Below are 22,869 nucleotides of genomic sequence, written 5' to 3' on the forward strand. Positions count from 1 at the left end.
TTGTTTCGCCATGGATGGCAGCACGTTCACCAATAAAGGTAGTTGTCCGGCCATATGAGCATCGCCGAATTCAGCATCAAACGCCCTGTCACCACGATCATGTTCTTCGTGTCGATGGTGGTGGTCGGCCTGATCGCCGCCTTCCGTCTGCCGCTGGAGGAGATGCCGGAAGCGAACTTCCCGGTGATCTTCGTGCAGCTGCCGTACACGGGCTCCACGCCGGAGGAAGTCGAGCGCATGATCCTGCGCCCGGTCGAGGAAGCGTTGTCGACCATGCCCGGCATCAAGAGCACACAGGGCAGCGCGCGTGCCGACGGTGCCAACATCATGGTGATGTTCAGCGACTGGGAGCGTGATGTCGCCGTTGCCGCTTCGGAGGCGCGTCAGCGCATCGATGCGATCCGCGACGATCTGCCCGACGAGCTGCAGCGTTACATCGTCGGCAACTGGGACAACAGCGACCGGCCCGTGGTCGGCGTGCGTCTGGCTAGCGGCAGCCAGAATCTTTCCGACGCTTACGATCTGCTGGATCGCCAGTTCAAGCGCCGCATCGAGCGCATTCCCGGCGTGGCGCGCGTGGACATCAGCGGCGCGCCGCCGAACGAGGTCGAGATCGCCATCGATCCCGACCGCATGGAAGCGCACGGCATCGTGCTCAACGATCTGACGCAGCGGCTGCAGACGGTGAACTTCTCTGTATCCGCGGGCGAGATCGACGACAGCGGCCGGCGCCTGCGCGTGCAGCCGGTCGGCACGCTGACCGACCTGCAACAGCTGCGCGATCTGGTCGTCAACGACAAGGGCGTGCGCCTGGGCGACATCGCGGACGTGCGGCTGAAACCGCAGCGCATGAATTACGGACGCCGCCTCGATGGTCATCCCGCGGTCGGCATCGACGTCTTCAAGGAGCGCAGCGCCAATCTGGTCGAGGTGTCGAGGCGCGTGCTGGAGCAGGTCGACGAGATCCGCCAGGAACCGTCCATGCGCGGGATCCAGACCAAGATCCTCGACAACCAGGGCAAATCCGTCACCAGCTCGCTGACCGAACTGGCCGAAGCGGGCGGCATCGGCCTGCTGCTGTCGGTGATCGTGCTCTACATCTTCCTGCGCCACTGGCCGTCGACGCTGATGGTGACGCTGGCGATCCCGATCTGCTTCGTGATGACGCTCGGTTTCATGTACTTCGCCGGCGTCACCTTGAACGTGCTGTCGATGATGGGCCTGTTGCTCGCGGTTGGCATGCTGGTGGACAACGCCGTCGTGGTGGTGGAGAGCATCTACCAAGAGCGCGAGAAGCTGCCGGGCCAGCCGCGCCTGGCCTCGATCCTGGGCACGCGGCACGTGGCGATCGCGCTGTCGGCGGGCACGCTGTGCCACTGCATCGTGTTCGTGCCCACACTGTTCGGCGAGCGCAACGTGCTCGCGGTGTATCTGTCGCAGATCGCGGTGACGATCTCGGTCTCGCTGCTGGCGTCGTGGCTGGTGGCGATCAGCCTGATCCCAATGATTTCCGCGCGGCTGAAGACACCACCGGCGGTCAACCAGGCCAGCGGCCTGATCCATCGCCTGCAAGGGCGCTACGCGCGCGTACTGCGCTGGACGCTGGAGCATCGCGGCTGGAGTCTGCTCGGCATCGCGCTGATCGTCGCGATCAGCATTGGGCCGATCATGTGGACGAAGAAGAACATGTTCGGTGGCGACCAGGGCAACGAGACCTGGGTGAACTACCAGTGGAAGGGCGGCTATACCAAGGAGCAGATGTCCGACGAAATCCTGCGCGTCGAGCATTATCTGGAAACCAACCGCAAGCGCTTCCACATCAGTCAGGTGTATTCCTGGTACAGCGAGGAAGGGCAGGCCAATACCCGCGTCACCTTCGACGAGAACTACAAGGGCGACTTCAAGCCTTTCATCGACCAGATCAGCAAGGAGGTGCCGAAATCGGCGCGCGCCACGGTCGTCGTCGGCAACCAGGACGATGGTGGCGGCGGTCCGCAGAGCCAGCGCATCGAGGTGCATCTGGTCGGCGATTCGACCAAGACCCTGGCCGAATTGGCGGTCGATCTGGTGCCGATCCTGGAACGCCGCAAGGAACTGCGCGATGTGCGTGTGAATGCCGGCGATCAGGATAGCGAACTGTCCGTGCAGGTCGATCGTGATCGCGCGGCCGCGTTCGGCTTCAGCGCCGAGCAGGTATCGACTTTCGTCGGGTTGGCGCTGCGCGGTGCCAAGCTGCCGGATTTCCGCCGCGGCGACACCGAGGTGCCGGTGTGGGTGCGTTTCGCGGGCGCCGAGAAATTCCGGGTGGAAGACCTCGCGGCGTTCAGCGTGCGCGCGCCTGACGGCCGCAGTGTGCCACTGCTGTCGATGGTGAACACCGACGTCAAGCCGTCCTCGACGGAGATCCAGCGTCTCAACCGCCAGACCACGCTGACGCTGACCGCGCAGCTGCCCGACAAGGTCACCATGCCGGAAGCGCGCAAGGCGATGGAGGACACGCTCAAGAGCGTCGCGTTCCCGGCCGGCTATAGCTACACCTTCCAGAGCGCGAACTTCTTCGATGAAAGCGAGATGACGCAGCAGATGTTCTTCAACGTGCTCATCGCCATGGTCATGATCTACATCGTGATGGCGGCGGTATTCGAATCGCTGCTGTTCCCGTCGGCGATCATGAGCGGCGTGGTGTTCTCCGTGTTCGGCGTGTTCTGGCTGTTCTGGATCACCGGCACCGAGTTCAACATCATGGCCTTCATCGGCATCCTGGTACTGATGGGCGTGGTGGTGAACAACGGCATCGTGATGGTGGAGCACATCAACAACCATCGCCGACGAGGCATGACGCGCACCGAAGCGCTGGTGGCGGGCAGCAAGGAGCGATTGCGGCCGATCCTGATGACGATGGGCACCGCGATCCTGGCGATGGTCCCGATCGCACTGGCGAAAGGGAAGAGCGACGAGATTTCCTACTTCCCGATGGCGCGCGCGATCGCGGGCGGACTGGCGTTCTCCACGATGGTGAGCCTGCTGTTCCTGCCGACCATCTACGCGATGCTGGACGATCTCAGCAACGGTGTCACGCGCGTCTTCAAGCGGGCGCGCGGCGGCGGCGCGCCCGCGGCCGCTGTGGCGGCTGCGGTGGCGGCGGTCAAGGCGGAGTAGGGATCAGGACAGGCGCAGCTGCTCGGATGCCTGCGCCGTCGCGGTCCGTGGCGAAGCCTCCACATCGAGTTCGCCGGTGCCGGCTACCGGCTCGCAAGCGCGCGAGAGCGAATGTTCCAGCAGCGGGTCGAGACGGCGCAGATGCTCGGCGAAGGTTTCGCTGCGCGCCCATTCCGTCTTTCCCTGCACGGAGTCGAACGCGGTGACGACGACGACCGCCTCACCGTCGTGCGAGCGGTAGATGCGGTTGCCGCGCCAGCCGTAGCGGGCGGCTTCGTGGCGCAGGCGTTGCGTTTCGGCGACTTGCAGCCTCAGGAATTCCTCGCGCCGCCCCGGTTTCGGCAGGAACGTGTCGATCAACACCACCGGGCCGTTGGGGATTTCTTCTGTCTCGTCATCGTCTTCGATCATGTCGTGGTCTCCAGGAACAATTCGCCGTCGCGGATGCGCAATCTGGCCAGTCGGGTCTCGCCGTTTTCGTTCGAGCGCAGGAAGAGCGGCGTGCCCAGCGCGAGGATGCCCATCAGGACTTCGAGCCAGGGCTGCTCTCCGATCGGTACTCTTTGCTTGCCGGACATCAGGCAATCGAACGGTGCTCTGTCCAACGTGATCGCGACGTCGCGGATGAGGTTGGGGTGGATCATGGAGCGGCTCCTTTGTTTCGATGACGGACGCAAACGCGCCATCGATGTCATGCGGCATCCGCGTAGGGCGTGTCGTGGCGCGCGTGTCGCAACGCCAGCGACCACCAGCACAAACGCGCCAGCAGCGTGCGCATCGCGGCCTGGGATGCTTCCGGGTCGTGCAGCGCGCCGTTGCCGTCGAACAATCGCCAGGCGTTGGCGAAGCAGACGCAATCGCGCATGGTCACCGCATGCAATTCGGCGAAGACCTGCCGCAACTGCTCGACCGCGCGCAAACCGCCCGACATGCCGCCGTAGCTGACGAATGCCACGGGCTTCGCCTGCCACGGTTGCCCGACGGTATCGATCAACGCCTTCAACGGCGCCGGATAACCGTGGTTGTATTCGGGCGTGACGATCACGAACGCATCGGCCGCGTGCAGTCGCGCGGCGATCGCATGCGCCGGGTCCTCATGCGCGGGATCGATGATGTCGATGGCGAATCCGCCGTAGTCCTCGATCCTGGCCTCGACCCAGCGCGCCACGGTGTCGCAGAAACGGCCTTCGCGCGTGCTGCCGAGGATGAGGGCGAGGCGGATCTTGTCTTGCGGCATCGATGTCTCCGATGGGGGTGGGGAAGGGAACGGTCGCGTTTGTGGCGGCGCTTGGAGTGATCCAGGTTGCGGATGACTCCGATCAAGCGTAAAACCTCAACTTAGCTTTAGGTCAAGGGTTGCCATGAACGAATCGCCACCACCGCTGCCGAAAGGCATGCACGTCGAACTGAGCGTGGGCGAGTTGGCCGAACGCAGCGGAGTCGCTGTTTCCGCGCTGCATTTCTACGAAACCAAGGGGTTGATCCAGAGCTGGCGCAGCGCCGGAAACCAACGTCGTTACAAGCGTGAAACGCTGCGTCGCGTGGCGGTGATCAAGGCCGCGCAGCGGCTTGGGATCCCTCTGAATACGATCAGGGAGGCCCTGGACAGCCTGCCGCAGAACCGCGTGCCTACCGCGTCGGACTGGCGAAAATTATCGGCGCGATGGAAGGCCGATCTGGACGATCGCATCGCACGCCTCACGCATTTGCGCGATCAGCTCGATGGCTGCATCGGTTGTGGTTGCCTGACGCTGAAGGAATGTCCGCTGCGCAATCCGCTCGACAAATTGTCGAAGGAAGGGCCGGGGCCGCGGTTGCTGGACCCGGAAGATTGAAGTGCGGTCCGACGATACATTCGAGCGGGTGACAGCTTCGCTGATCGCCCGATTCCTTGCAGAGCGGAGATCATGAAATGAATCAGATCGCGATCCTGTATCCGGTCATCGCCATGGCGGCGTTGACTTTCATCGTGCTTCTGCTGATTCCGTACCAGCGCTTCAGGGCCGTCATCCGCAAGCAGGTTGTTGCGGACGATTTCAAGTTTGGGGAATCCGGAAGCGTTCCGCCCGCGGTCTGCATTCCCAACCGGAATTACATGAATCTGCTGGAGCTGCCGTTGCTGTTCTACGTGGGGTGCCTGGTCATGTTCGTCACGCAGGCAGTCACCCCCGTGGCCGTGGGATTGGCATGGGCGTACGTGGCATTGCGATCAGTGCATAGCCTGATACACCTGACGTACAACAATGTCGTACATCGCCTGGCGTTCTTCGCGCTGAGCAATGTGGCTCTGGTCGCGCTCTGGATCTTGCTGGTCACCAACATGGGGAAGTGAACTGCTTCTCCTTGGTTCCGTCTACTGCTCCTAATGGAACAGCTTGCCGATGATTCGCGCGCCAGCAAGCCAGAAACCAATGCCGCTGCCGAGATTGGTGAGCATGAAGTTCAGCACCACGCGCGAGACACGATTGCGGTACCAGCCGCGCACTGTCTGCGCGTCGTCGCGCAGGGCGAGGAAGTCGCCATAGGCCGGCTTGCGGAAATGCGCTTCGATCAGCGCGCTGAGCATGCCGGGCGGAATGCCTGGCCGGAATGGTTTCAGCGGCGCGGTCAACGCCGCGACCAGGATGCCGAGCGGATGTCCACGCGCCGCGATGCAGCCGATGGCCGCGCCACCCGACATGAACAGCACCCATTGCAGCAACAGGTCGGCGCCGACATTGAAACCGCCGCGCCAGAAGCCCCAGGCGATGCCACCGAGCACCAGAGCGGTGATGATCAGCGTGATCCACGGAATCTTGCGCTTCTTGCGCACGAATTCGAGTTCTGTGCACAGCGCGGCCGGATTGCGCGCATCCTCGCGCAGATAGCGCGCCAGCCCCTGCAGATGTCCCGCGCCGATCACAGCCAGTACGTTGCGTGATTCACCCGCGCTCTGGCGCAGGCGCGCGGCCATGTACTGATCGCGCTCGTCGATCAGCGTCGCGTACAGGGCCGGGCTTTCCTTGGCGAATTCGCCGAAGCTCGATTCGAGCATGTCGCCCTGCTTGAGCTTCTCGATTTCCTGCTCGCCGACTTCCTCGTCGACGAACAATCCGGCAACGAGACCGCTGCCGAGCTTGATGCGCCCCCAGAAGCCGAGCTTGGCGGAGATGCGCTTGAAGGTGATGCCGACATCGCGGTCGATCAGATGCATAGGCAGGCTGCGTTCGCGCGCGTCGAAGGCGGCGGCTTTCAGTTCGGCGCCGGGTTCGATGCCGAGTTGTTCGGCCAGGCGACGCTGATAGGCGGCCAGGCCGAGATTGGCGGCGAACAGGGCCGCCTTGCCTTCGCGGATCACCTTGACCAGATCGAGCTTGGCCAGCGCCTCCGGATCGCTCAGCGCCTGCAGGCGTTGCGCATCGAGTTCCACCGCGACTGCGTCGAAGGGGGCACCGTCCGGATCCCCATCCGCGATCGCCGCGCGCACGGCAGCGACGCTTTCCTTCGACACGTGCGCGGTGCCGAGCAGGGTATAGCGGACGCCGTCGCGTTCGACGATGGCATGCGGCTGGTCCTGCCAGCTGGCCTGGGGAGCGGGGGCGGTCGGAGCGGTGGTTTGCAAATGCAGCGTCCTTCAATGAATCGGCGAGTGCGTATGCGTAGAGTGGCGAGGCTGTGGCCGAGTTCCTGTCGCCATCCGTCGCGGGGCGGAAGTTCGCCGTTTTGCAGCGTGCTCCTTCATCCGCGCATGAAAACCGACGGCGCCTCTCGGCGCCGTCGCGGCATGGTAGCGGAATTTTCCGGGACGGTCCGTGCCCGCCCGCGCGGCGAGCAGGCGGGCGCGTCCGGCCGGGGATTTCAGCAAATCCCGGCGGTGTCGAAATCCCGATCGAGTTCGTCGCGCGCGTCCGCGGGCGTGGAGCGGTGCGGTTCGGCGGTTTTCATCAGCGCCGGTGCCGCCTGGGTTACGAAAGCGACCGCCTGCGCGACCACGGCTTCCTCGCGCAGCAGCCTGCGATGGCCGAATTCCGTGGTGGTCACCAGCCGCGCCTGCGGCCAGGCGGCGGCGAGGTCCTGGCTGCCCGCGTAGGACACTTCGGCGTCGTCGCGGTCATGGACGATCAACAACGGCGGCACCGGGCGCACGGTAGGCAGCGCGGCGACGTCGAATTCGGGCCAGGCGCGGTCGAAACGGCGTTCGACATAGCGGGCGAAATCCGCCATCACCCGCGGGCTGGCGCCGAGCATGCGTCCGAACGGCGTCATCGAGGCCTCGGGATGCACGAAGGGGGCGAGGAAGACCATTCGCGATGGCGGGCGCCAGCCGTCACGGATCGCCAGGGCGACGGCCGCGCAGCCGCCGGAATGCGCGATCAGGCCGGCAATGGGGCCGAAGCGGGGCACCAGCGCGGCGGCGGCTTCGCGGAGGGCTTCCGCGACCTCGACGAAGCTCGATCTGCGGTCGCCGGGACGGCTGGTCTGCGACGCGCCGTGTCCCGGGCCGTCGATGGCGACGGCGCGATAGCCCGCGGCGACCACTGCCGCCGCCAGCGATTGCATCTGCCCAGAATGGCCGCCCCAGCCGTGCAGCAGCAGGACGGTGGGGCCGTCACCCCAGGCCCAGCCCGCGACGTCGCGGCCCCGTACCTGAAAGTGCAGGCGCTCGCCGCTCTGCAGGAATGCCTTCGCTTCCGGGCGCAGCGGCGCATGGATCGGTGTGAACCAGAGTCGGTCGATCGCGCGCACCGCCAGCGAGGGTGCCAGGATGCTCAACGTCCGCACGCCCGCGCGCATCAGTCGCAGTCGGAGATTGGGACGGCTTGGTGGGGAAGTCGTCGGGCGCTGGCGGGTGGGGGCTGTGGTCTCGACGGGCGTCAGTTCATTCGCCGATCTTGGAGCGCTAGAAATATTACGAACGATCGTGCTATTTTTATCGACAGCAACTTGCATGGCGCAACTCCTTGGCGTGGGGTCAGGAGGAGGAGGGGACGGAAGAGCGGTACGCGTCGAGGAGGCGGTCGAGACCGCGCTTGCCCCTTTCGACGGCGGGTGCGGCACCGGTAAGTCCGGCATCGTGGTGGACGGCGAGGGCCAGTCCGAAGAGTTCGAAGGCCATCTGCGTGGGGTCCGTGTCGGCGGGCAGTTCGCCGCTGTCGACGGCCATTTGCACGGCCCGGGCGAGTTGCGCCCGCCACAGGTTGTCGTGCTGGATCAGACGATCGCGCAAGGGGCCGGGCCGGTCGTCGTACTCGACCGCCGCCGCCGCGAACACGCAGCCGCCACGATGGTTGACGTGCCGGACCCAATCGAACCAGTAGAGCAGGATGGCCTGCAGACGCTGCAAGCCGCGCGGCGCCTTCAGCGCCGGCATCAGGACATGGGCGGTGAAGCGTTCCACCGCCACGTCGAGGACGGCCAGCTGCAGATCCTCGCGGGAGCCGAAGTGGGCGAAGACGCCGCTCTTGGACATGCCCACGGCCTGGGCGAGGGGGCCGATCGACAGTCCTTCCAAGCCCGAGTCACAAGCGATGTCGTAGGCGCGATCGATGATCGCTTCGCGGGTGGTGGCGCCTTTCTGGGTGGCGGTAAGGACGGGCATGCGAAGAGATTAGCACGATCGTTCGTTCATGCTTGGCCGTTTGTCGGCTGAATATTTCTATCAGTAAGGATTGATAAGTGAAAATATCTAATTGATAGATATATAAAAATCAAGATTACATCTGATATTTAAAGTAGTACGTGAAATCTATTTTTGTGCCTGTATCGACCGATGCGCCGTCGATTCCATGATCGCTAAGTCAATCCGGGAACGTTCGGATCCGGGGTCTGATCCTGATCGCCATTCCCGAGCGGCCGCAGCATCTGCACCGTATCCAGCCAGCGCCCGTGCTTGCGCCCGATGCCGCGGAACACGCCGGCGACGCTGAAACCCAGGCGCTCGTGCAGCACCACCGAGGCGACATTGCTGCCGTCGCCGATCACCGCGACCATCTGCCGGAACCCGAGCGCCGTGCAGTCCTCGATCAGTCGTTGCAGCAAGGCGCGGCCGACGCCGCGGCCGTGGAGGTCGTGGGCGACGTAGACGGTGTCCTCGACGGTCCAGCGGTAGCCGATGCGCGTGCGGTAGCTGCTGGCGTAGGCATAGCCGGCGAAGGCGCCGTCGAACTCGGCGACGAGGTAGGGATAGCTCTGGTCGACGATTGCGCGCCAGCGGCGGCGCATCTCGGTTTCGTCCGGTTCGTCGTATTCGTAGGTGGCGACGTTCTCGCGCACCTCGCGGGCGTACAGGGCGGTGATCGCCGGCAAATCCTCTTCGGCCGCGGCGCGCAGCCGCAGTTGACCGGAGAAAGCCGCCGACGTCGACATGCTAGTCACGATATCGCTTGAGTAGGTCGTCGTAGGCATCGATGCGACGATCGCGCAGGAACGGCCAGATGCGGCGCACGTGTTCGCTGCGGCCAAGATCGACTTCGCACAGCAGGATCGTCGGATCGGTACCGGCCTCGGCGAGGAATTCGCCCTGTGGCCCGAGCACATGGCTGTTGCCCCAGAACTGGATGCCGGAAGCACCAAGCGGCGACGGCTCATGCCCCACGCGATTGCAGGACAGCACCGGCAGACCGTTGGCGACGGCGTGGCCGCGATGGCTCAACACCCAGGCGTCGCGCTGGCGGTTCTTCTCGTCCTGCGCATCGTCGGGATCCCAGCCGATGGCGGTGGGATAGAGCAGCAGTTCCGCGCCGGCCAGCGCCATCAATCGCGCGCCTTCCGGATACCACTGGTCCCAGCACACCAGCACGCCGAGGCGGCCGACCGAGGTGTCGATCGGATTGAAGCCGAGATCGCCGGGCGTGAAGTAGAACTTCTCGTAGAAACCCGGGTCGTCCGGGATGTGCATCTTGCGGTACTTGCCGGCGGTGCTGCCGTCGGCGTCGAAGACCACGGCCGTGTTGTGGTACAGGCCGGCGGCGCGGCGCTCGAACAGCGAACTGACCAGCACGACGCGATGCTGCTTCGCCAGCTTGCTCAGCCGCTCGGTGCTGGGGCCGGGGATCGGCTCGGCGCGGTCGAATTCCTGCACCGACTCGTGCTGGCAGAAGTACGCGCCGTTGTGCAGTTCCTGCAGCAGCACCAGCTTCGCGCCTTGCGCGGCGGCCTCGGCCACGCGCTGCTCGATGACGGCGAGATTGGCCTCGGCGTCGCCGTGGTTGCGCTCCTGGATCAGGGCGACGGGCAGGGTGGTTTTCTTCATGACGAGTCGAGTAGTACGAGTGCGGATGATTGTAGTGGCGGGACGCTATCGCTCGTCATTCCGGCGAAAGCCGGAATAACGAACAAATCCCTAGCTTGTTCGCACCAGCCCGCGCGGCAACTGCATGGTGATGCAATGCAGGCTGCCGTTCTGCCAGATCAATGGACGGCAGGGCACCTGCACGATTTCGCGATCCGGGAAGGCCCGGCGCAGCACGTCGGCGGCGGCCGCGTCGGCGGGATCGCCATAAGCGGGCATCAGCACTGCTCCGTTGATGATGAGGAAGTTGGCGTAACTGGCTGCCAGACGTCGGTTTTCGTCGACGATTGGTTGCGCCCAAGGCAGCGGGAACAGGCGGTAGGGCTTGCCATCGACGGTACGCAGCGCGGCGATCTCGGCGGCCATGGCGCCCAATTCCGCGTAGTGCGAATCGGTCGGGTCGTCGCAGGCCTGGAACACGATCGCATCCTGCGCGGCGAAGCGGGCGAGGGTGTCGATGTGGGCGTCGGTGTCGTCGCCTTCGAGATAGCCGTGGTCCAGCCAGAGCACGCGCTCCTGCGCCAGCCAGCCGGACAGCTTGCGGGTCAGTTCTTCGCGCGAGGCTTCCGGGTGGCGCTCGTGCAGGCATTGCCAGGTGCTCAGCAGCGTGCCGTCGCCGTCGGTATCGATCGCGCCACCCTCCAAAGCAAAATCAATGTTTTGCCGATAACTATTGAGGAAAGTTCCAGCTTCGGTGAGCCGCTGCACCAGCAGATCGTCGCGGCTCGCCTCGAACTTGCCACCCCAGCCCGTGAAGCGGAAGTCGAGCAGGTGGAAGCCTCCGGTCTCGCGAGGGCCTTCTTCGATCAGGGTGATCGGGCCGGAATCGCGCAGCCAGGTGTCGTCGTATTCGACCGGCAGGAAGGTCACGCGCGCCATGTCGATCCGCGCCGAAGACAGCCGCGCCCGTGCGTAGGCTTCGATGTCGTCGTCAGCCACACAGATCAGCACGTCCTGGAAGCGGGTGATCGCCGCCACCAGCGCGATGTAGGTCTCCTCGACCTCGCCCAGGCGCTCGGCCCAGTCGGTGCCGGCGTGCGGCCATGCGATCAGCACCGCGGATTGGGGTTCCCACTCCGCAAGGAAGCGCAGTTTCGATGAAATCATGGGGGTTCCGGTGCCGTCCGCGCACCGGGCCGCGTCATGCGGCCGGTTGCGTCGACTCTTCAAATGAGGGGCGCAATTCTATGAAAAGTCAGTGCGCGAATGCGACGCGCGCGCAGACGCGTTGCCTTCCGTGCAGGCATGGGAGCATGACCGCGCCACGGGTGCGGCCCGGTTCCAGAAGAGGATTTCCCCGCTCAGCGGATCGCGGGCTTCGGGCCGGTCTCGTTCGGCGACGCCTGGTTGGCGACCGCGTCGATGACGTGGCTGTTCTCGAAGTAGACCGTGAAGGCCGGATATTTCCAGCGATGGATCGTCGGCCATTTCCGCTTCTGGCCGCCGCGCGGTTCGAGCTTCTCGCTCGGCGCGCCGAACCGGGACTGGACCGCGGCCATGCTGGTGCCACGGGCGGGCAGCTGCAGCTGCTGCTCCTGTTTGACGCGATTGACGAGCAGCACGTCCGCGGACGCGGCCCCCGCGACTGCGAGCAGCAATGGAGCGGAAAGCAAGGCAAAAGACGACAGGCGCAACGACGGGCGCAACGACATGACCGGACTCCCCTGGTCGAGACGGATGGATTCGCGTCTGCCTTGTAGCAGATCGGCGCGACGGCGACACAGGTTGAGAGGCGAGGGTGTGCGCGTTGTCACGCGCAGCGATCGTTCCACGATCGGCCATGCCCTGACCAGCAAGCGGCACTTCTGGCCTAGGCTGACGTCCCGGCGGAAGTGCAAGCGTTCCTGCGCGACCATCAACGAAGTCGGAACCGTTAAAACCTCTCGCCTACCGGACAGACCGAAACATGCTGGACATCTACTACGTGGGCGCCTCCGTCACGGTCATGCCCGAGGACCCTGGTCACCTGGAACTTGCCGGCTCTCTTGATCTCGAGGCGCATCGTTTGCTTGCCGCCCTGTTCGAGAAGAGCCGACAGGCAGGCGCCGATCTCCAGTATTTCCAGGATTCGTTGCTGAAACCCGCGCAGGTCGTGATATTGCTGGAGACCTTCCTGGCGAATGCGCATGAATCGCGTGGGGATCGGCAGGCGCTTGCTGCGTTCGAGGTGGTGCGCGGCGTCCTCGAGGGCGCGGTGAGCAGAGGCCTTGGGCTTGCCGCCTTTGCTGATTGAACGCCTGGTTGTCGAAGGGGCAAAACAAAAAGGCCGCGTTTCCGCAGCCTTTTTGCATCTCGCGTTTGCCTCGGCATGGCCGAGGAGAAAACCTCAGCGCTGGCGCGCCTTGAAACGCGGGTTGGACTTGCAGATCACGAAGACCTTGCCACGGCGACGGACGACTTTGCAGTCGCGGTGACGGGCCTTCGCCGATTTCAGGGAGGACAGGACCTTCATGACAGAGCCTCAGGAAACAGGTTAAGGAGAAACTGGAGTTGGAACAAATGCAAGCCCGCTATTCTAGCCGGTAATCTCTACGCGATTCAAGCGCTTGCATGAGCAAGTCGCGCGGCCCGGCTACAATGGTCCAAACCACCGGGGCGAAACGATGACCGCAGACACCACTGGATTGCCGCCGCCCGTGCTGACCATCGACGGTCCCTCCGGCTCGGGCAAGGGCACCATCAGCCGCGCGGTCGCCCAGCGATTGGGGTGGCATTACCTGGATTCGGGCGCCCTGTACCGGGCGGTGGGGGTGGCGGCGGGATGGGCCGACCTCGACCTCGACGACGCCGGCGCCCTGGTCCGCTGCACCTTCGACACCGAAATCGGCTTCCGCGACGACCCCGACGGCGAGCTGCGGGTGCTGATCAACGGCCACGACGCCACCGACGAACTGCGCACCGAGACCGCCGGCGCCGCTGCCTCGGCCATCGCCGCCATCCCGGAGGTCCGCGCCGCCCTGAAGGACCGCCAGCGCGCCTTCCGCCGTCCGCCGGGCCTGGTGGCCGATGGGCGCGACATGGGCACCGTCATCTTCCCCGATGCGCCGTTCAAGGTCTTTCTCACCGCCAGTGCAGAGGAAAGGGCGGAAAGACGCTATAAACAGTTGAAAGACAAGGGGGTTTCGGTTACATTGGACGGTCTGCTGCGCGAGATTCTCGCCCGCGACGCCCGCGATGCCAATCGCGCGGTGGCGCCATTGCGACCGGCCGAAGACGCCGTCCGCATCGACACCACCGGCCTCGGCATCGAAGCCGTCGTCAAGCAGGTGCTGGCTCTGGTCGAAGCGTAAGTGTGATCGCGACCACGGCGTCTCTCTCGTCCCGATGAAGGAAAGGGTGGAGACGACGAAACCGGCATCTGGAATTCGCGCGCAGCAGAACGAGTCCCGCATGGCGCGAGCCGTGCGGATTTTCCTTTCCAACCACAACACTCACGGCCATACGCAATCCCGCGACGGCCAATAACGGGTGGATCGGAGTGGTGAATGCGGATTCTTCCGCAGCAGCCTTTACCGATCTGTGTCATCAACCGAGATATTTTCAATGACCGAATCATTCGCAGAACTGTTCGAACAGAGCCAGACCAACCTGGCCAAGCTCAAGCCCGGCGCCATCGTCACCGGTACCGTTGTCCAGGTCCGTACCGACGTGGTCGTCATCAACGCCGGCCTGAAGTCCGAAGGCATCGTGCCGATCGAGCAGTTCCGTAACGACGCCGGCGAGATCGACGTCGCCGAGGGCGACATCGTCAAGGTGGCGCTGGACTCCCTGGAAAACGGCTTCGGCGAGACCGTGCTGTCGCGCGAGAAAGCCAAGCGCGCCATGGTCTGGGACGAGCTCAAGGAAGCCCTGGACAAGAACGAGACCATCACCGGCCGCATCAGCGGCAAGGTCAAGGGCGGTTTCACCGTCGACATCCGCGACGTGCGCGCGTTCCTGCCCGGTTCGCTGGTGGACGTGCGTCCGGTGCGCGATCCGGTGTACCTGGAAGGCAAGGAACTCGAGTTCAAGATCATCAAGCTCGACCAGAAGCGCAACAACGTCGTGGTCTCGCGCCGCGCCGTGGTCGAAACCGAGCATTCGGAAGAGCGCGAGCAGCTGCTCGAGAAGCTGGTCGAAGGCGCCAAGCTCAAGGGCGTGGTCAAGAACCTCACCGATTACGGTGCGTTCGTCGACCTCGGCGGCATCGACGGCCTGCTGCACATCACCGACATGGCGTGGAAGCGCGTGCGTCATCCGTCCGAAGTGGTCGAAGTCGGCCAGGAACTGGAAGTGCGCGTGCTCAAGTACGACCGCGAGCGCAACCGCGTCAGCCTCGGCCTGAAGCAGCTGGGCGAGGATCCGTGGGACAACATCGCCCGTCGCTACCCGGCCAACACCCGCGTGTTCGGCAAGGTCAGCAACGTCACCGATTACGGCGCGTTCGTCGAGATCGAGCCGGGCGTGGAAGGCCTGGTGCACGTCTCCGAAATGGATTGGACCAACAAGAACGTCAACCCGTCCAAGGTGGTGCAGGTCGGTGACGAGGTCCAGGTCATGGTGCTGGACGTGGATGAAGAGCGTCGCCGCATCTCGCTCGGCATCAAGCAGGTCACCAGCAATCCGTGGGAGACCTTCGCCGCGATCCACAAGAAGGGCGACAAGGTGTCCGGTCAGATCAAGTCGATCACCGACTTCGGCATCTTCATCGGCCTGGACGGCGGCATCGACGGCCTGATCCACCTCTCCGACATGAGCTGGAACTCCACCGGCGAGGACGTGGCGCGCAACCTCAAGAAGGGCGACACGCTGGAAGCAGTGGTGCTGGCGGTCGATCCGGAACGCGAGCGCATCAGCCTGGGCGTGAAGCAGCTGGAGCAGGATCCGTTCGGCCAGTTCATGGCGAACTATCCGCGCGGTTCCAAGGTCACCGGCACGGTCAAGGAAGTCGACGCCAAGGGCGCGACGATCGAGCTGGCCGATGGCGTGGAAGGTTACGTCGCCGCGCGCGATGTGTCCGAGGAGCGCGTCGAGGACGCCAGCCACTTCCTGAAGGTCGGCGACAAGATCGAAGCCAAGTTCACCGGCATGGATCGCAAGGGCCGCACGCTGCAGTTGTCGATCCGTGCCAAGGACGAGGCCGACACGGCCGAGACCCTGGCCGAGTACAACAAGGCCACGTCGGATGCCTCCAGCGGCACCACCAAGCTTGGCGCGCTGTTGCGTGAGCAGCTCGGGAACAAGTCCGAGTAAGCACGAGCAAGTGAGAAAAACATGGCGGTCCGGCTTCGGCCGGGCCGCCATTGGCCCATGTCACAGCGGTACCCCTGTCCATGACCAAATCGGAATTGATCGAGATCCTCAGCCAACGTCAGGGCCATCTGAAGGTCGACGACGTGGACATGGCGGTGAAGTCGCTCCTCGAGATGATGGGCGGCGCGCTGGCCCATGGAGAGCGCATCGAGATCCGTGGTTTCGGCAGTTTTTCCCTGCATTACCGGCCGCCCCGCACCGGTCGCAACCCCAAGACCGGCGACGCCGTCGCGCTGCCCGGCAAGCACGTCCCGCACTTCAAGCCCGGCAAGGAATTGCGCGAGCGCGTCAGCACGGCCACGCCGCTTCCCTCGGAAGAGGACTGAGCCTCCCTCGAGCGCTTCCGAAAGATGGCGCTTGCAGCTCTTACATTCGGCTAAGCTAGTCGCATATGCGACTGGTTCGTCTTCTCATCGCTTTGTTGTGCATCGCGGCCGGCGTCGCGATCGGCACGCTCAATTCGCAGGCGATCACCCTCGAGTTGGGTTTCCTCACGCTGCGCAGCACACTTGGCGTCGCCTTGCTGGCGGCGATGCTGTTCGGCGCCATCATCGGCGGTCTGTTGCTGGCCGCGTCCGTGATCCTGCCGCTGCGGCAGCAGTTGCGGCGCGAGCGTCGCGCGCGTCCTGCTCTTAACGGCACTCTTACCGGTACCGGTGACACCTGACATGGCCTTCATCACCGAATACTTCTGGTTGTTCCTCCTGTTGCCGGTCGCGGCGCTGAGCGGCTGGGTGATCGGCCGTCGCGGCGGCGAGCGCCACAGCGACTCCCAGGTCAGCCGTCTGTCGACCACTTACTTCCGCGGCCTGAACTATCTGCTCAACGAGCAGCCGGACAAGGCGATCGAGCTGTTCCTGCACATCGCCGAACTCGACAAGGACACCTTCGAGACGCAGGTGGCGCTCGGCCATCTGTTCCGCCGTCGCGGTGAAGTGGATCGCGCCATCCGCCTGCACCAGGGGCTGGTGCAGCGGTCGGACCTCAACGACCAGCAGAAGGTGCAGGCACTGCTGGCGCTGGGCGAGGACTACATGCGCTCGGGTCTGCTCGATCGCGCCGAAACCGTGTTCACCGATCTGGCCAAGATCGACCAGCGCGCACCGCAGGCGCTCAAGCATCTGATCGGCATCTATCAGTCCGAGCGCGATTGGCCGAAGGCGATCGAGAACGCATCGCGTTACGAGACCGTCACCGGCGAGCCGATGGGCAAGCTGATCGGGCAGTTCGAATGCGAGCTGGCCGATCGTTTGCGCGCCAGCGGCGATGCCGACGGCGCGCGCGCCGCGATCGCGCGTGCGTACGCGGCCGACTCCAGCTCGGTGCGCGCGGGCATGCTGGAAGGGCGCATCGAACTCGATGCAGGCAACGATGCCGCCGCCATCCGTGCGTTCGAGCGCGCGGCGCGGCATGACTCCGATTACCTGCCCGAAATCCTGCCGGCATTGCTGCCGGCCTACGACCGCGTCGGCGATCAGCCCGGCGCGCGCCGTTTCCTCTCGGAGATGAGCGAGCACTACCGCGGTATTTCCCCGGTGCTGGCACTGACCAAGCTGGTCGAAGCCGAGGACGGCGTACCGGCGGCGCGCAATTATCTGGCGCAGCAGTTGAAGGATCGCCCTTCGGTGCGCGGTGAAGCGGCGTTGATCGACCTCACGCTCGCCGAAGGCAGCGACGAGGTGCGCACCTTGACCGACCTCAAGCACATCACCGATCAGTTGCTGGTGCGCAATCCGAGCTATCGCTGCAACCGTTGCGGCTTCGGCGCGCGCAGCCATCACTGGCAATGCCCCAGCTGCAAGGAGTGGGGCACGATCAAGCCGTTGCTCAACTACGCCGTCGTGTGAGCTTGAACCAGATATCACCGAACTGGTGGTTGGTCGCCTGCTTCGGCATCGCTTGCATCGGAACATGGCTGGCCTTGCGCTACGCGCGCTGGCGCAATCTCGTCGACGAGCCAGGCGAACGCCGCAGCCATACGATCGCCACGCCGCGCGGCGGCGGCATCGGCATCGTCGCGGCGCTGCTGTTCGCGCAGGGACTGCTCGCCTGGCAGGTGCCGGAATCGCGCGCGTTCCTGCTGCCAACCGCGGTCGGACTGACGCTGGTCGCCGCAATCGGGTGGGTGGACGACCATCGATCCTTGTCGCCGTGGCTTCGCCTGGTCGTCCATGCCGTGGCGGCAGTATTGCTGTCCTGGGCCGTGTACGAGATCTCAGGCGATGCGTTGGCGGCATGCCTTGCCTTCGGGCTGGCATTGGCCCTGATCAACATCTGGAACTTCATGGATGGCATCGACGGCATCGCGGCCTTGCAGGCGGTGGTCGTCGCCATCGCTTATGCCTGGCTCACCGGTGATGTGGTCGCGCGCTGGCTGGCATTGGCGCTGGCCGTGAGTGCCGCGGGCTTTCTGCCATTCAATCTGCCGATGGGCGGGCGGGGCAAGGCCCGCATCTTCCTTGGAGATGTCGGCAGTGGTGCGCTCGGGTATGCATTGGCCATGCCGATGGCGTTGATGCTGGTGCGCGATCCTCGGCCCGCGACATGGGTGCTGATGCTGGTTCCCCCCTCGGCCTTTCTTCTCGACGCTGCGTTGACACTCTCTTCACGCATGCTGCGCGGCGAGCGTTGGTGGACACCGCATGTCGAGCATGCCTACCAGCGTTGGGTCCGACGGATCGGCAGCCATCGGACAGTGACGCTTACCTATGCGGCCTGGGCCGCGGCGGGAGGCGTATTGGCTTCAGTCATTCGCGAGACAGGTATTGCACTTATCATCGCCGTCAGCTTTGCGTGGTTCTCTGGGGGAGGGATCGCGTGGATGCGCCTGCGAAGGCGCTGACGCTCAGCAGCACAGCCAGGGATTCGAGAACGCATGAGTGGATGGAAAAGCCGAGTTAGTGCCACCGCGCCTCGGGCCGCCGTCGTGCTGCACGACCTTTTCATGGTGTGGCTTTGCTGGGCCGGACTGAACCAGTTCCGCTATTCGATCCAATCGGTCTCGATCGACCTGCCGGCGTTCTCCACGGAAAACCTGCTGATCCTGGTCGCCCAGGGTGTGGTGTTCTGGAAGGTCGGCCTGTATCGCGGCGTCTGGCGCTTCGCCAGCCTGCCGGACCTGCTCAATATCCTGAAGGCCAGCATTGCCGGATTGGTGGCGATCGTGCTGGCCCTGTTCCTCTATAACCGCCTCAACCAGACGCCGCGCTCGGTGCTGGTGCTGTATCCGATCGTGCTGACCGCGCTGCTGGGCATGCCGCGGCTGCTGTACCGCAGCTGGAAGGACCACAGCATGGCCCGGACCGACAAGGCCGCGCTGCGGGTGCTGATCCTCGGCGCCGGCCAGGCCGGCGAGACCCTGGTCCGCGATCTGCGCCGCACCGGCGCCTACCAGCCGGTCGGCTTCCTCGACGACGCCGCCAAGTTGCGCGGCAGCGAGCTGCAGGGCCTGCCGGTGCTGGGACGGGTGGAGGAGGTCGACAAGATCGCTCCCGAGACCGGCGTGAACCTGCTGGTGATCGCCATGCCCTCGCTCGATGCCGCCTCGATGCGGCGGATCGTGGCCGCCTGCGAGCGCACCGGCCTGCCGTTCCGTACCGTGCCGCGCCTGGACGACCTGCTGGAAGGGCGTTCGCTGCCCGGCGAGCTGAAGGAAGTCGCGATCGAGGACTTGCTCGGCCGTCAGCCGGTCACGCCCGACTGGAAGGCGATCCGTGGCTGGCTGGGTGGCCGCAGCGTGCTGGTCACCGGTGCCGGTGGCTCGATCGGTTCCGAACTGTGCCGCCAGTGCGCCAAGCACGGCGCGCGCCAGATTACGCTGCTCGAGATGGACGAGCTGGCGCTGGCCACCACCGAATCGGAATTGCGCCGCGATTTCCCCCAGATCGAATTCGTCCCTGTGCTGGGCGACTGCGGCGATGCCGCGGTGATGCAGCACGCGCTCGGCCTGTCGCATCCGGAGGCGGTGTTCCATGCCGCCGCCTACAAGCAGGTGCCGGTGCTCGAAGCGCAGCTGCGCGAGGCGGTGCGCAACAACGTGCTGGCCACCGAAACCGTCGCCGAGCAGAGCCTCAAGGCCGGCGTCGGCACCTTCGTGCTGATCTCCACCGACAAGGCGGTCGATCCGGTCAACGTGCTCGGCGCCAGCAAGCGTCTGGCGGAGATGCTGTGCCAGGCGATGTCCGGCGTGCAGGGCACGCGTTTCATCACCGTGCGCTTCGGCAACGTGCTGGATTCGGCCGGCAGCGTGGTGCCGCTGTTCCGCGAGCAGATTCGCAACGGCGGGCCGGTCACCGTGACCGATCCGGAAGTGACGCGCTACTTCATGACGATCCCGGAATCCTGCCAGCTGATCCTGCAGGCCTCGGCGATCGGTTCGCGGCAGGCGATCTACACGCTCGATATGGGCGAGCCGGTATCGATCCGTCTGCTGGCCGAGCAGATGATCCGTCTTGCCGGCAAGCAGCCGGATCGCGATATCGCCATCGTCTACACCGGATTGCGCGCGGGTGAAAAGCTGCACGAGACGCTGTTCCACGCCGACGAGCGCTATCGCCCGACCGCGCATCCGAAGATCCTGCAGGCCGAGGCGCGCGAAGTGTCCGTCGAGGATCTGCGTGTCGCGCGCGTGCAGTTGCGCGATGCGGTGAATCGCTACGATCTCGACATGCTGGCCATACTGCTGCGCGCGGCGGTACCCGAATTCGCGCCGGCCAACGCGCCCGAGGCGCCGCAGAAGCTGGCTACCGTGGTCGCGTTCCCGGCGCGCGCTTCCAGGAAGACCTGACGGCGCGCCTGGGCGCCTCCGGCGCGTGATGCGACGGCATCGCGCGAACCGGCATACACTGCCTACTCTTGCCTCCTGCGTTCTCGCATCCGGCGCAACCAATTGCTGATATGCCAACGAATACGAAGAAGCAACGCATCCGCAAAGCTGTTTTCCCTGTCGCGGGCCTTGGAACCCGCTTCCTTCCCGCCACCAAGACCGTCCCCAAGGAAATGCTGCCGATCGTCGATCGGCCGCTGATCCAATACGCGGTCGACGAGGCCATCGAAGCCGGCTGTGACACCCTGATCTTCGTCACCAACCGTTACAAGCACGCGGTCGCCGACTATTTCGACAAAGCCTACGAACTCGAGCAGAAGCTGGAGAAATCCGGCAAGCACGAGCAGCTCGATCTAGTGCGCAACGTGCTGCCGGAAGGCGTGCGCGCGGTGTTCGTCACCCAGACCGAAGCGCTGGGCCTCGGACATGCCGTGTTGTGCGCGAAGCCCGTGGTCGGCGATGAGCCGTTCGCGGTGATGCTGCCAGACGATCTGATCTGGAACAAGGACGGCCCCGGCGCGCTCAAGCAGATGGCCGATCATGCCGAGAAATTCGGCGTCGGCGCGATCGCGGTGCAGGATGTGCCTGAGGAACAGACCGCCAGCTATGGCATCGTCGCCGTAGAAGGCTTCGAGGATCGTCATGGCGCGATCCGTCGCATCGTCGAGAAGCCGCAGCCCGCGGATGCGCCGAGTACGCTGGCGGTGGTAGGCCGCTACATCCTGCCGCCGACGATCTTCGATCACCTGGAAAAGACGGGGAAGGGTGCCGGCGGTGAAATCCAGCTGACCGACGCGATCGCCAGCCAGATCGCCGATTCGCAGATCGACGCCTATCGCTTCAAGGGCACACGTTTCGACTGCGGCACGCACATCGGCCTGGTCGAGGCGACGATCCGCTTCGCCCTCGATCACGAAAAGATCAGCGATGCCGCGCGCGATTCGATGACGAAGGCGCTGCAGGAGCTGGGCGTGATCGATCTGAGCTGAGGCCTTCGACGGCCGCGCATGCTGCACGAGCAGGGCATGCACGCAATTTCGGATATGAAAAACGGCGCCGTTGGCGCCGTTTTTCGTTTGGGGCCCGAGCCCGAGGCAGGGTGACTCAGAGCGCTTCGAAAACGCCCGCCGCGCCCATGCCGGTGCCGATGCACATCGTGACCATGCCGTACTTCTGCTGGCGACGACGCAGGCCATGCACGATCGTGGCGGTACGGATCGCGCCGGTGGCGCCGAGCGGATGGCCGAGCGCGATGGCGCCGCCGAGTGGATTCACCTTGGACGGGTCGAGGCCGACGTCGCGAATCACCGCCAGCGCCTGCGCGGCGAAGGCTTCGTTGAGTTCGATCCAGTCGATCTGATCCTTGGTCAGGCCCGCCTGCTTGAGCGCCTTCGGGATCGCCGCGATCGGACCGATGCCCATCACTTCCGGACGCACGCCGGCGACGGAGAACGACACGAAACGCGCCAGTGGCGTCAAGCCGTAATCCTTGATCGCCTGCTCGGAGGCTAGCAGCACGGCGGCGGCGCCGTCGCTGGTCTGCGAGGAATTGCCGGCGGTGACCGTCCCGCCGAACTGGCCGTTGCGGAACACCGAACGCAGCTTGGCCAGGCCTTCGGCGGACGTATCCGGACGCGGGCCTTCGTCGTTCTCGACCAGCAGTTTCTTCAGGCGGATGGTGTTGCCACCAAGATCGGGCTGGTGCGAAAGCACTTCGTAAGGCGAAATCTCGCTCTTGAACTCGCCGGCCTTGATCGCGGCCAGCGCTTTCTGGTGCGAGGCGAGAGCGAAGGCGTCCTGGTCCTCGCGCGAGACTTTCCATTCCTCGGCGACTTTCTCGGCGGTGATGCCCATGCCGTAGGCGATCGCGACGTGGTCGTCCTTGAACACGGACGGCGACAGCGCGACCTTGTTGCCCATCATCGGCACCATCGACATCGATTCGGTGCCGCCGGCCAGGACGAGATCGGAGTTGCCGAGACGAATCTCGTTGGCGGCCAACGCCACAGCCTGCAGGCCGGACGAACAGAAGCGGTTGATGGTCTGCGCGGCGATGGTGTTGGGCAGACCGGCCAGCAGCACGCCGATGCGCGCCACGTTCATGCCTTGCTCGCCCTCGGGCATGGCGCAGCCGATGATGGCGTCGTCGATGCGGTTGACGTCGATGCCCGGCGCCTCCGCGACCACGGCTTTGAGCACGTGCGCGAGCATGTCGTCGGGACGGGTGTTGCGGAATACGCCCTTGGGTGCCTTGCCGACCGGGGTGCGGGTGGCGGCGACGATGTAGGCGTCTTGGATTTGCTTGCTCATGGATGACTCCGGG

The 22,869-nt window shown here is 64.8% G+C and carries 24 protein-coding genes; 12 read left to right on the forward strand and 12 right to left on the reverse strand.

All coding sequences use genetic code 11. The features are described from left to right. Positions 1–54: 54 nt before the first annotated feature. Complete coding sequence (locus LG367_RS05470) at positions 55–3,159, forward strand: efflux RND transporter permease subunit (protein ID WP_226468222.1); 3,105 nt, start codon at positions 55–57, stop codon at positions 3,157–3,159. A 3-nt stretch (positions 3,160–3,162) separates the two neighbouring features. Here the strand turns inward: LG367_RS05470 and LG367_RS05475 are convergent, their stop codons facing one another. Genes LG367_RS05475 through LG367_RS05485 form a run of 3 tightly spaced genes read right to left on the reverse strand, consistent with a single transcriptional unit; the run spans position 3,163 to position 4,396 of the window. Beyond that, on the reverse strand, positions 3,163–3,570 hold the full coding sequence (locus tag LG367_RS05475; RefSeq protein WP_226468223.1) for an antibiotic biosynthesis monooxygenase family protein: 408 nt from the start codon (positions 3,568–3,570) through the stop codon (positions 3,163–3,165). Then, positions 3,567–3,803: a hypothetical protein gene (locus LG367_RS05480; RefSeq protein WP_226468224.1), complete on the reverse strand. Its 237-nt coding sequence runs from the start codon at positions 3,801–3,803 to the stop codon at positions 3,567–3,569. The genes LG367_RS05475 and LG367_RS05480 overlap by 4 nt, the downstream gene beginning before the upstream one ends. A 47-nt stretch (positions 3,804–3,850) precedes the next feature. Next, positions 3,851–4,396 (reverse strand): NADPH-dependent FMN reductase, encoded by a 546-nt coding sequence (locus tag LG367_RS05485; RefSeq protein ID WP_226468225.1) that lies wholly within the window; start codon positions 4,394–4,396, stop codon positions 3,851–3,853. Positions 4,397–4,553: 157 nt separating this feature from the next. Here LG367_RS05485 and soxR point away from each other — a divergent pair, with 157 nt between their 5' ends. Beyond that, on the forward strand, positions 4,554–4,994 hold the full coding sequence (gene soxR, locus LG367_RS05490; protein WP_226468614.1) for a redox-sensitive transcriptional activator SoxR: 441 nt from the start codon (positions 4,554–4,556) through the stop codon (positions 4,992–4,994). A 77-nt stretch (positions 4,995–5,071) separates the two neighbouring features. Then, positions 5,072–5,491, forward strand: a complete 420-nt coding sequence (locus tag LG367_RS05495) for an MAPEG family protein (protein ID WP_226468226.1) — start codon at positions 5,072–5,074, stop codon at positions 5,489–5,491. 30 nt (positions 5,492–5,521) lie between these two features. On the opposite strand, the gene LG367_RS05500 is transcribed toward LG367_RS05495, so the two are convergent. From LG367_RS05500 to LG367_RS05530, 7 genes are all read right to left on the reverse strand, one after another. Further along, positions 5,522–6,760, reverse strand: a complete 1,239-nt coding sequence (locus tag LG367_RS05500; protein ID WP_226468227.1) for a TraB/GumN family protein — start codon at positions 6,758–6,760, stop codon at positions 5,522–5,524. A gap of 236 nt (positions 6,761–6,996) precedes the next feature. After that, entirely contained in the window at positions 6,997–7,911 is a 915-nt protein-coding gene (locus LG367_RS05505) for an alpha/beta hydrolase (protein ID WP_226468228.1), read from the reverse strand. Between the two features lie 199 nt (positions 7,912–8,110). After that, the gene (locus LG367_RS05510) at positions 8,111–8,737 is read right to left on the reverse strand and encodes a TetR/AcrR family transcriptional regulator (RefSeq protein WP_226468229.1); all 627 of its coding nucleotides are present in this window, start codon (positions 8,735–8,737) and stop codon (positions 8,111–8,113) included. A 194-nt stretch (positions 8,738–8,931) separates the two neighbouring features. After that, a complete protein-coding gene (locus LG367_RS05515) occupies positions 8,932–9,504 on the reverse strand; it encodes a GNAT family N-acetyltransferase (RefSeq protein WP_226468230.1) in 573 nt (190 codons plus the stop codon). A 1-nt stretch (position 9,505) separates the two neighbouring features. Continuing rightward, positions 9,506–10,390: a carbon-nitrogen hydrolase gene (locus tag LG367_RS05520; RefSeq protein WP_226468231.1), complete on the reverse strand. Its 885-nt coding sequence runs from the start codon at positions 10,388–10,390 to the stop codon at positions 9,506–9,508. A gap of 90 nt (positions 10,391–10,480) precedes the next feature. Beyond that, on the reverse strand, positions 10,481–11,533 hold the full coding sequence (locus LG367_RS05525; RefSeq protein WP_226468615.1) for an agmatine deiminase family protein: 1,053 nt from the start codon (positions 11,531–11,533) through the stop codon (positions 10,481–10,483). Positions 11,534–11,730: 197 nt separating this feature from the next. Further along, entirely contained in the window at positions 11,731–12,081 is a 351-nt protein-coding gene (locus LG367_RS05530; RefSeq protein WP_226468232.1) for a hypothetical protein, read from the reverse strand. 254 nt (positions 12,082–12,335) lie between these two features. Between LG367_RS05530 and LG367_RS05535 the strand changes: the two genes are divergently transcribed. Continuing rightward, positions 12,336–12,662, forward strand: a complete 327-nt coding sequence (locus LG367_RS05535) for a hypothetical protein (protein WP_226468233.1) — start codon at positions 12,336–12,338, stop codon at positions 12,660–12,662. A 93-nt stretch (positions 12,663–12,755) separates the two neighbouring features. On the opposite strand, the gene ykgO is transcribed toward LG367_RS05535, so the two are convergent. Next, positions 12,756–12,881, reverse strand: a complete 126-nt coding sequence (ykgO, locus tag LG367_RS05540; protein ID WP_010342887.1) for a type B 50S ribosomal protein L36 — start codon at positions 12,879–12,881, stop codon at positions 12,756–12,758. A gap of 151 nt (positions 12,882–13,032) precedes the next feature. On the opposite strand from ykgO, the gene cmk reads away from it, so the two are divergent. The 8 genes from cmk to galU all read left to right on the forward strand — a co-directional run bounded on the left by cmk (position 13,033) and on the right by galU (position 21,535). Continuing rightward, positions 13,033–13,719, forward strand: a complete 687-nt coding sequence (gene cmk / locus LG367_RS05545; RefSeq protein ID WP_226468234.1) for a (d)CMP kinase — start codon at positions 13,033–13,035, stop codon at positions 13,717–13,719. Positions 13,720–13,972: 253 nt separating this feature from the next. Beyond that, the gene (gene rpsA, locus LG367_RS05550; protein WP_226468235.1) at positions 13,973–15,661 is read left to right on the forward strand and encodes a 30S ribosomal protein S1; all 1,689 of its coding nucleotides are present in this window, start codon (positions 13,973–13,975) and stop codon (positions 15,659–15,661) included. 80 nt (positions 15,662–15,741) lie between these two features. After that, entirely contained in the window at positions 15,742–16,047 is a 306-nt protein-coding gene (locus LG367_RS05555) for an integration host factor subunit beta (RefSeq protein ID WP_226468236.1), read from the forward strand. Positions 16,048–16,112: 65 nt separating this feature from the next. After that, complete coding sequence (locus LG367_RS05560) at positions 16,113–16,388, forward strand: lipopolysaccharide assembly protein LapA domain-containing protein (protein WP_226468237.1); 276 nt, start codon at positions 16,113–16,115, stop codon at positions 16,386–16,388. Between the two features lies 1 nt (position 16,389). Beyond that, entirely contained in the window at positions 16,390–17,568 is a 1,179-nt protein-coding gene (lapB, locus tag LG367_RS05565; RefSeq protein ID WP_226468238.1) for a lipopolysaccharide assembly protein LapB, read from the forward strand. Positions 17,569–17,642: 74 nt separating this feature from the next. Further along, on the forward strand, positions 17,643–18,563 hold the full coding sequence (locus LG367_RS05570) for an MraY family glycosyltransferase (RefSeq protein ID WP_226468239.1): 921 nt from the start codon (positions 17,643–17,645) through the stop codon (positions 18,561–18,563). Between the two features lie 33 nt (positions 18,564–18,596). Beyond that, positions 18,597–20,507: a polysaccharide biosynthesis protein gene (locus LG367_RS05575; RefSeq protein ID WP_226468240.1), complete on the forward strand. Its 1,911-nt coding sequence runs from the start codon at positions 18,597–18,599 to the stop codon at positions 20,505–20,507. A gap of 110 nt (positions 20,508–20,617) precedes the next feature. Beyond that, entirely contained in the window at positions 20,618–21,535 is a 918-nt protein-coding gene (gene galU, locus LG367_RS05580) for a UTP--glucose-1-phosphate uridylyltransferase GalU (RefSeq protein WP_226468241.1), read from the forward strand. A gap of 115 nt (positions 21,536–21,650) precedes the next feature. On the opposite strand, the gene LG367_RS05585 is transcribed toward galU, so the two are convergent. Continuing rightward, positions 21,651–22,856, reverse strand: a complete 1,206-nt coding sequence (locus tag LG367_RS05585; RefSeq protein WP_226468242.1) for an acetyl-CoA C-acyltransferase — start codon at positions 22,854–22,856, stop codon at positions 21,651–21,653. Between the last annotated feature and the right edge of the window lie 13 nt (positions 22,857–22,869).

The organism is Luteimonas panaciterrae (assembly GCF_020511115.1).
Lineage (GTDB): Bacteria > Pseudomonadota > Gammaproteobacteria > Xanthomonadales > Xanthomonadaceae > Luteimonas > Luteimonas panaciterrae.

Coding starts and splice junctions, on each gene's coding strand:
- LG367_RS05470 (WP_226468222.1), top strand. CDS start 55: ATGAGCATCGCCGAATTCAGCATCAAACGCCCTGTCACCACGATCATG.
- LG367_RS05475 (WP_226468223.1), bottom strand. CDS start 3,570: ATGATCGAAGACGATGACGAGACAGAAGAAATCCCCAACGGCCCGGTG.
- LG367_RS05480 (WP_226468224.1), bottom strand. CDS start 3,803: ATGATCCACCCCAACCTCATCCGCGACGTCGCGATCACGTTGGACAGA.
- LG367_RS05485 (WP_226468225.1), bottom strand. CDS start 4,396: ATGCCGCAAGACAAGATCCGCCTCGCCCTCATCCTCGGCAGCACGCGC.
- soxR (WP_226468614.1), top strand. CDS start 4,554: ATGCACGTCGAACTGAGCGTGGGCGAGTTGGCCGAACGCAGCGGAGTC.
- LG367_RS05495 (WP_226468226.1), top strand. CDS start 5,072: ATGAATCAGATCGCGATCCTGTATCCGGTCATCGCCATGGCGGCGTTG.
- LG367_RS05510 (WP_226468229.1), bottom strand. CDS start 8,737: ATGCCCGTCCTTACCGCCACCCAGAAAGGCGCCACCACCCGCGAAGCG.
- LG367_RS05515 (WP_226468230.1), bottom strand. CDS start 9,504: ATGTCGACGTCGGCGGCTTTCTCCGGTCAACTGCGGCTGCGCGCCGCG.
- LG367_RS05520 (WP_226468231.1), bottom strand. CDS start 10,390: ATGAAGAAAACCACCCTGCCCGTCGCCCTGATCCAGGAGCGCAACCAC.
- LG367_RS05530 (WP_226468232.1), bottom strand. CDS start 12,081: ATGTCGTTGCGCCCGTCGTTGCGCCTGTCGTCTTTTGCCTTGCTTTCC.
- LG367_RS05535 (WP_226468233.1), top strand. CDS start 12,336: ATGCTGGACATCTACTACGTGGGCGCCTCCGTCACGGTCATGCCCGAG.
- ykgO (WP_010342887.1), bottom strand. CDS start 12,881: ATGAAGGTCCTGTCCTCCCTGAAATCGGCGAAGGCCCGTCACCGCGAC.
- cmk (WP_226468234.1), top strand. CDS start 13,033: ATGACCGCAGACACCACTGGATTGCCGCCGCCCGTGCTGACCATCGAC.
- rpsA (WP_226468235.1), top strand. CDS start 13,973: ATGACCGAATCATTCGCAGAACTGTTCGAACAGAGCCAGACCAACCTG.
- LG367_RS05555 (WP_226468236.1), top strand. CDS start 15,742: ATGACCAAATCGGAATTGATCGAGATCCTCAGCCAACGTCAGGGCCAT.
- LG367_RS05560 (WP_226468237.1), top strand. CDS start 16,113: ATGCGACTGGTTCGTCTTCTCATCGCTTTGTTGTGCATCGCGGCCGGC.
- lapB (WP_226468238.1), top strand. CDS start 16,390: ATGGCCTTCATCACCGAATACTTCTGGTTGTTCCTCCTGTTGCCGGTC.
- LG367_RS05575 (WP_226468240.1), top strand. CDS start 18,597: ATGAGTGGATGGAAAAGCCGAGTTAGTGCCACCGCGCCTCGGGCCGCC.
- galU (WP_226468241.1), top strand. CDS start 20,618: ATGCCAACGAATACGAAGAAGCAACGCATCCGCAAAGCTGTTTTCCCT.
- LG367_RS05585 (WP_226468242.1), bottom strand. CDS start 22,856: ATGAGCAAGCAAATCCAAGACGCCTACATCGTCGCCGCCACCCGCACC.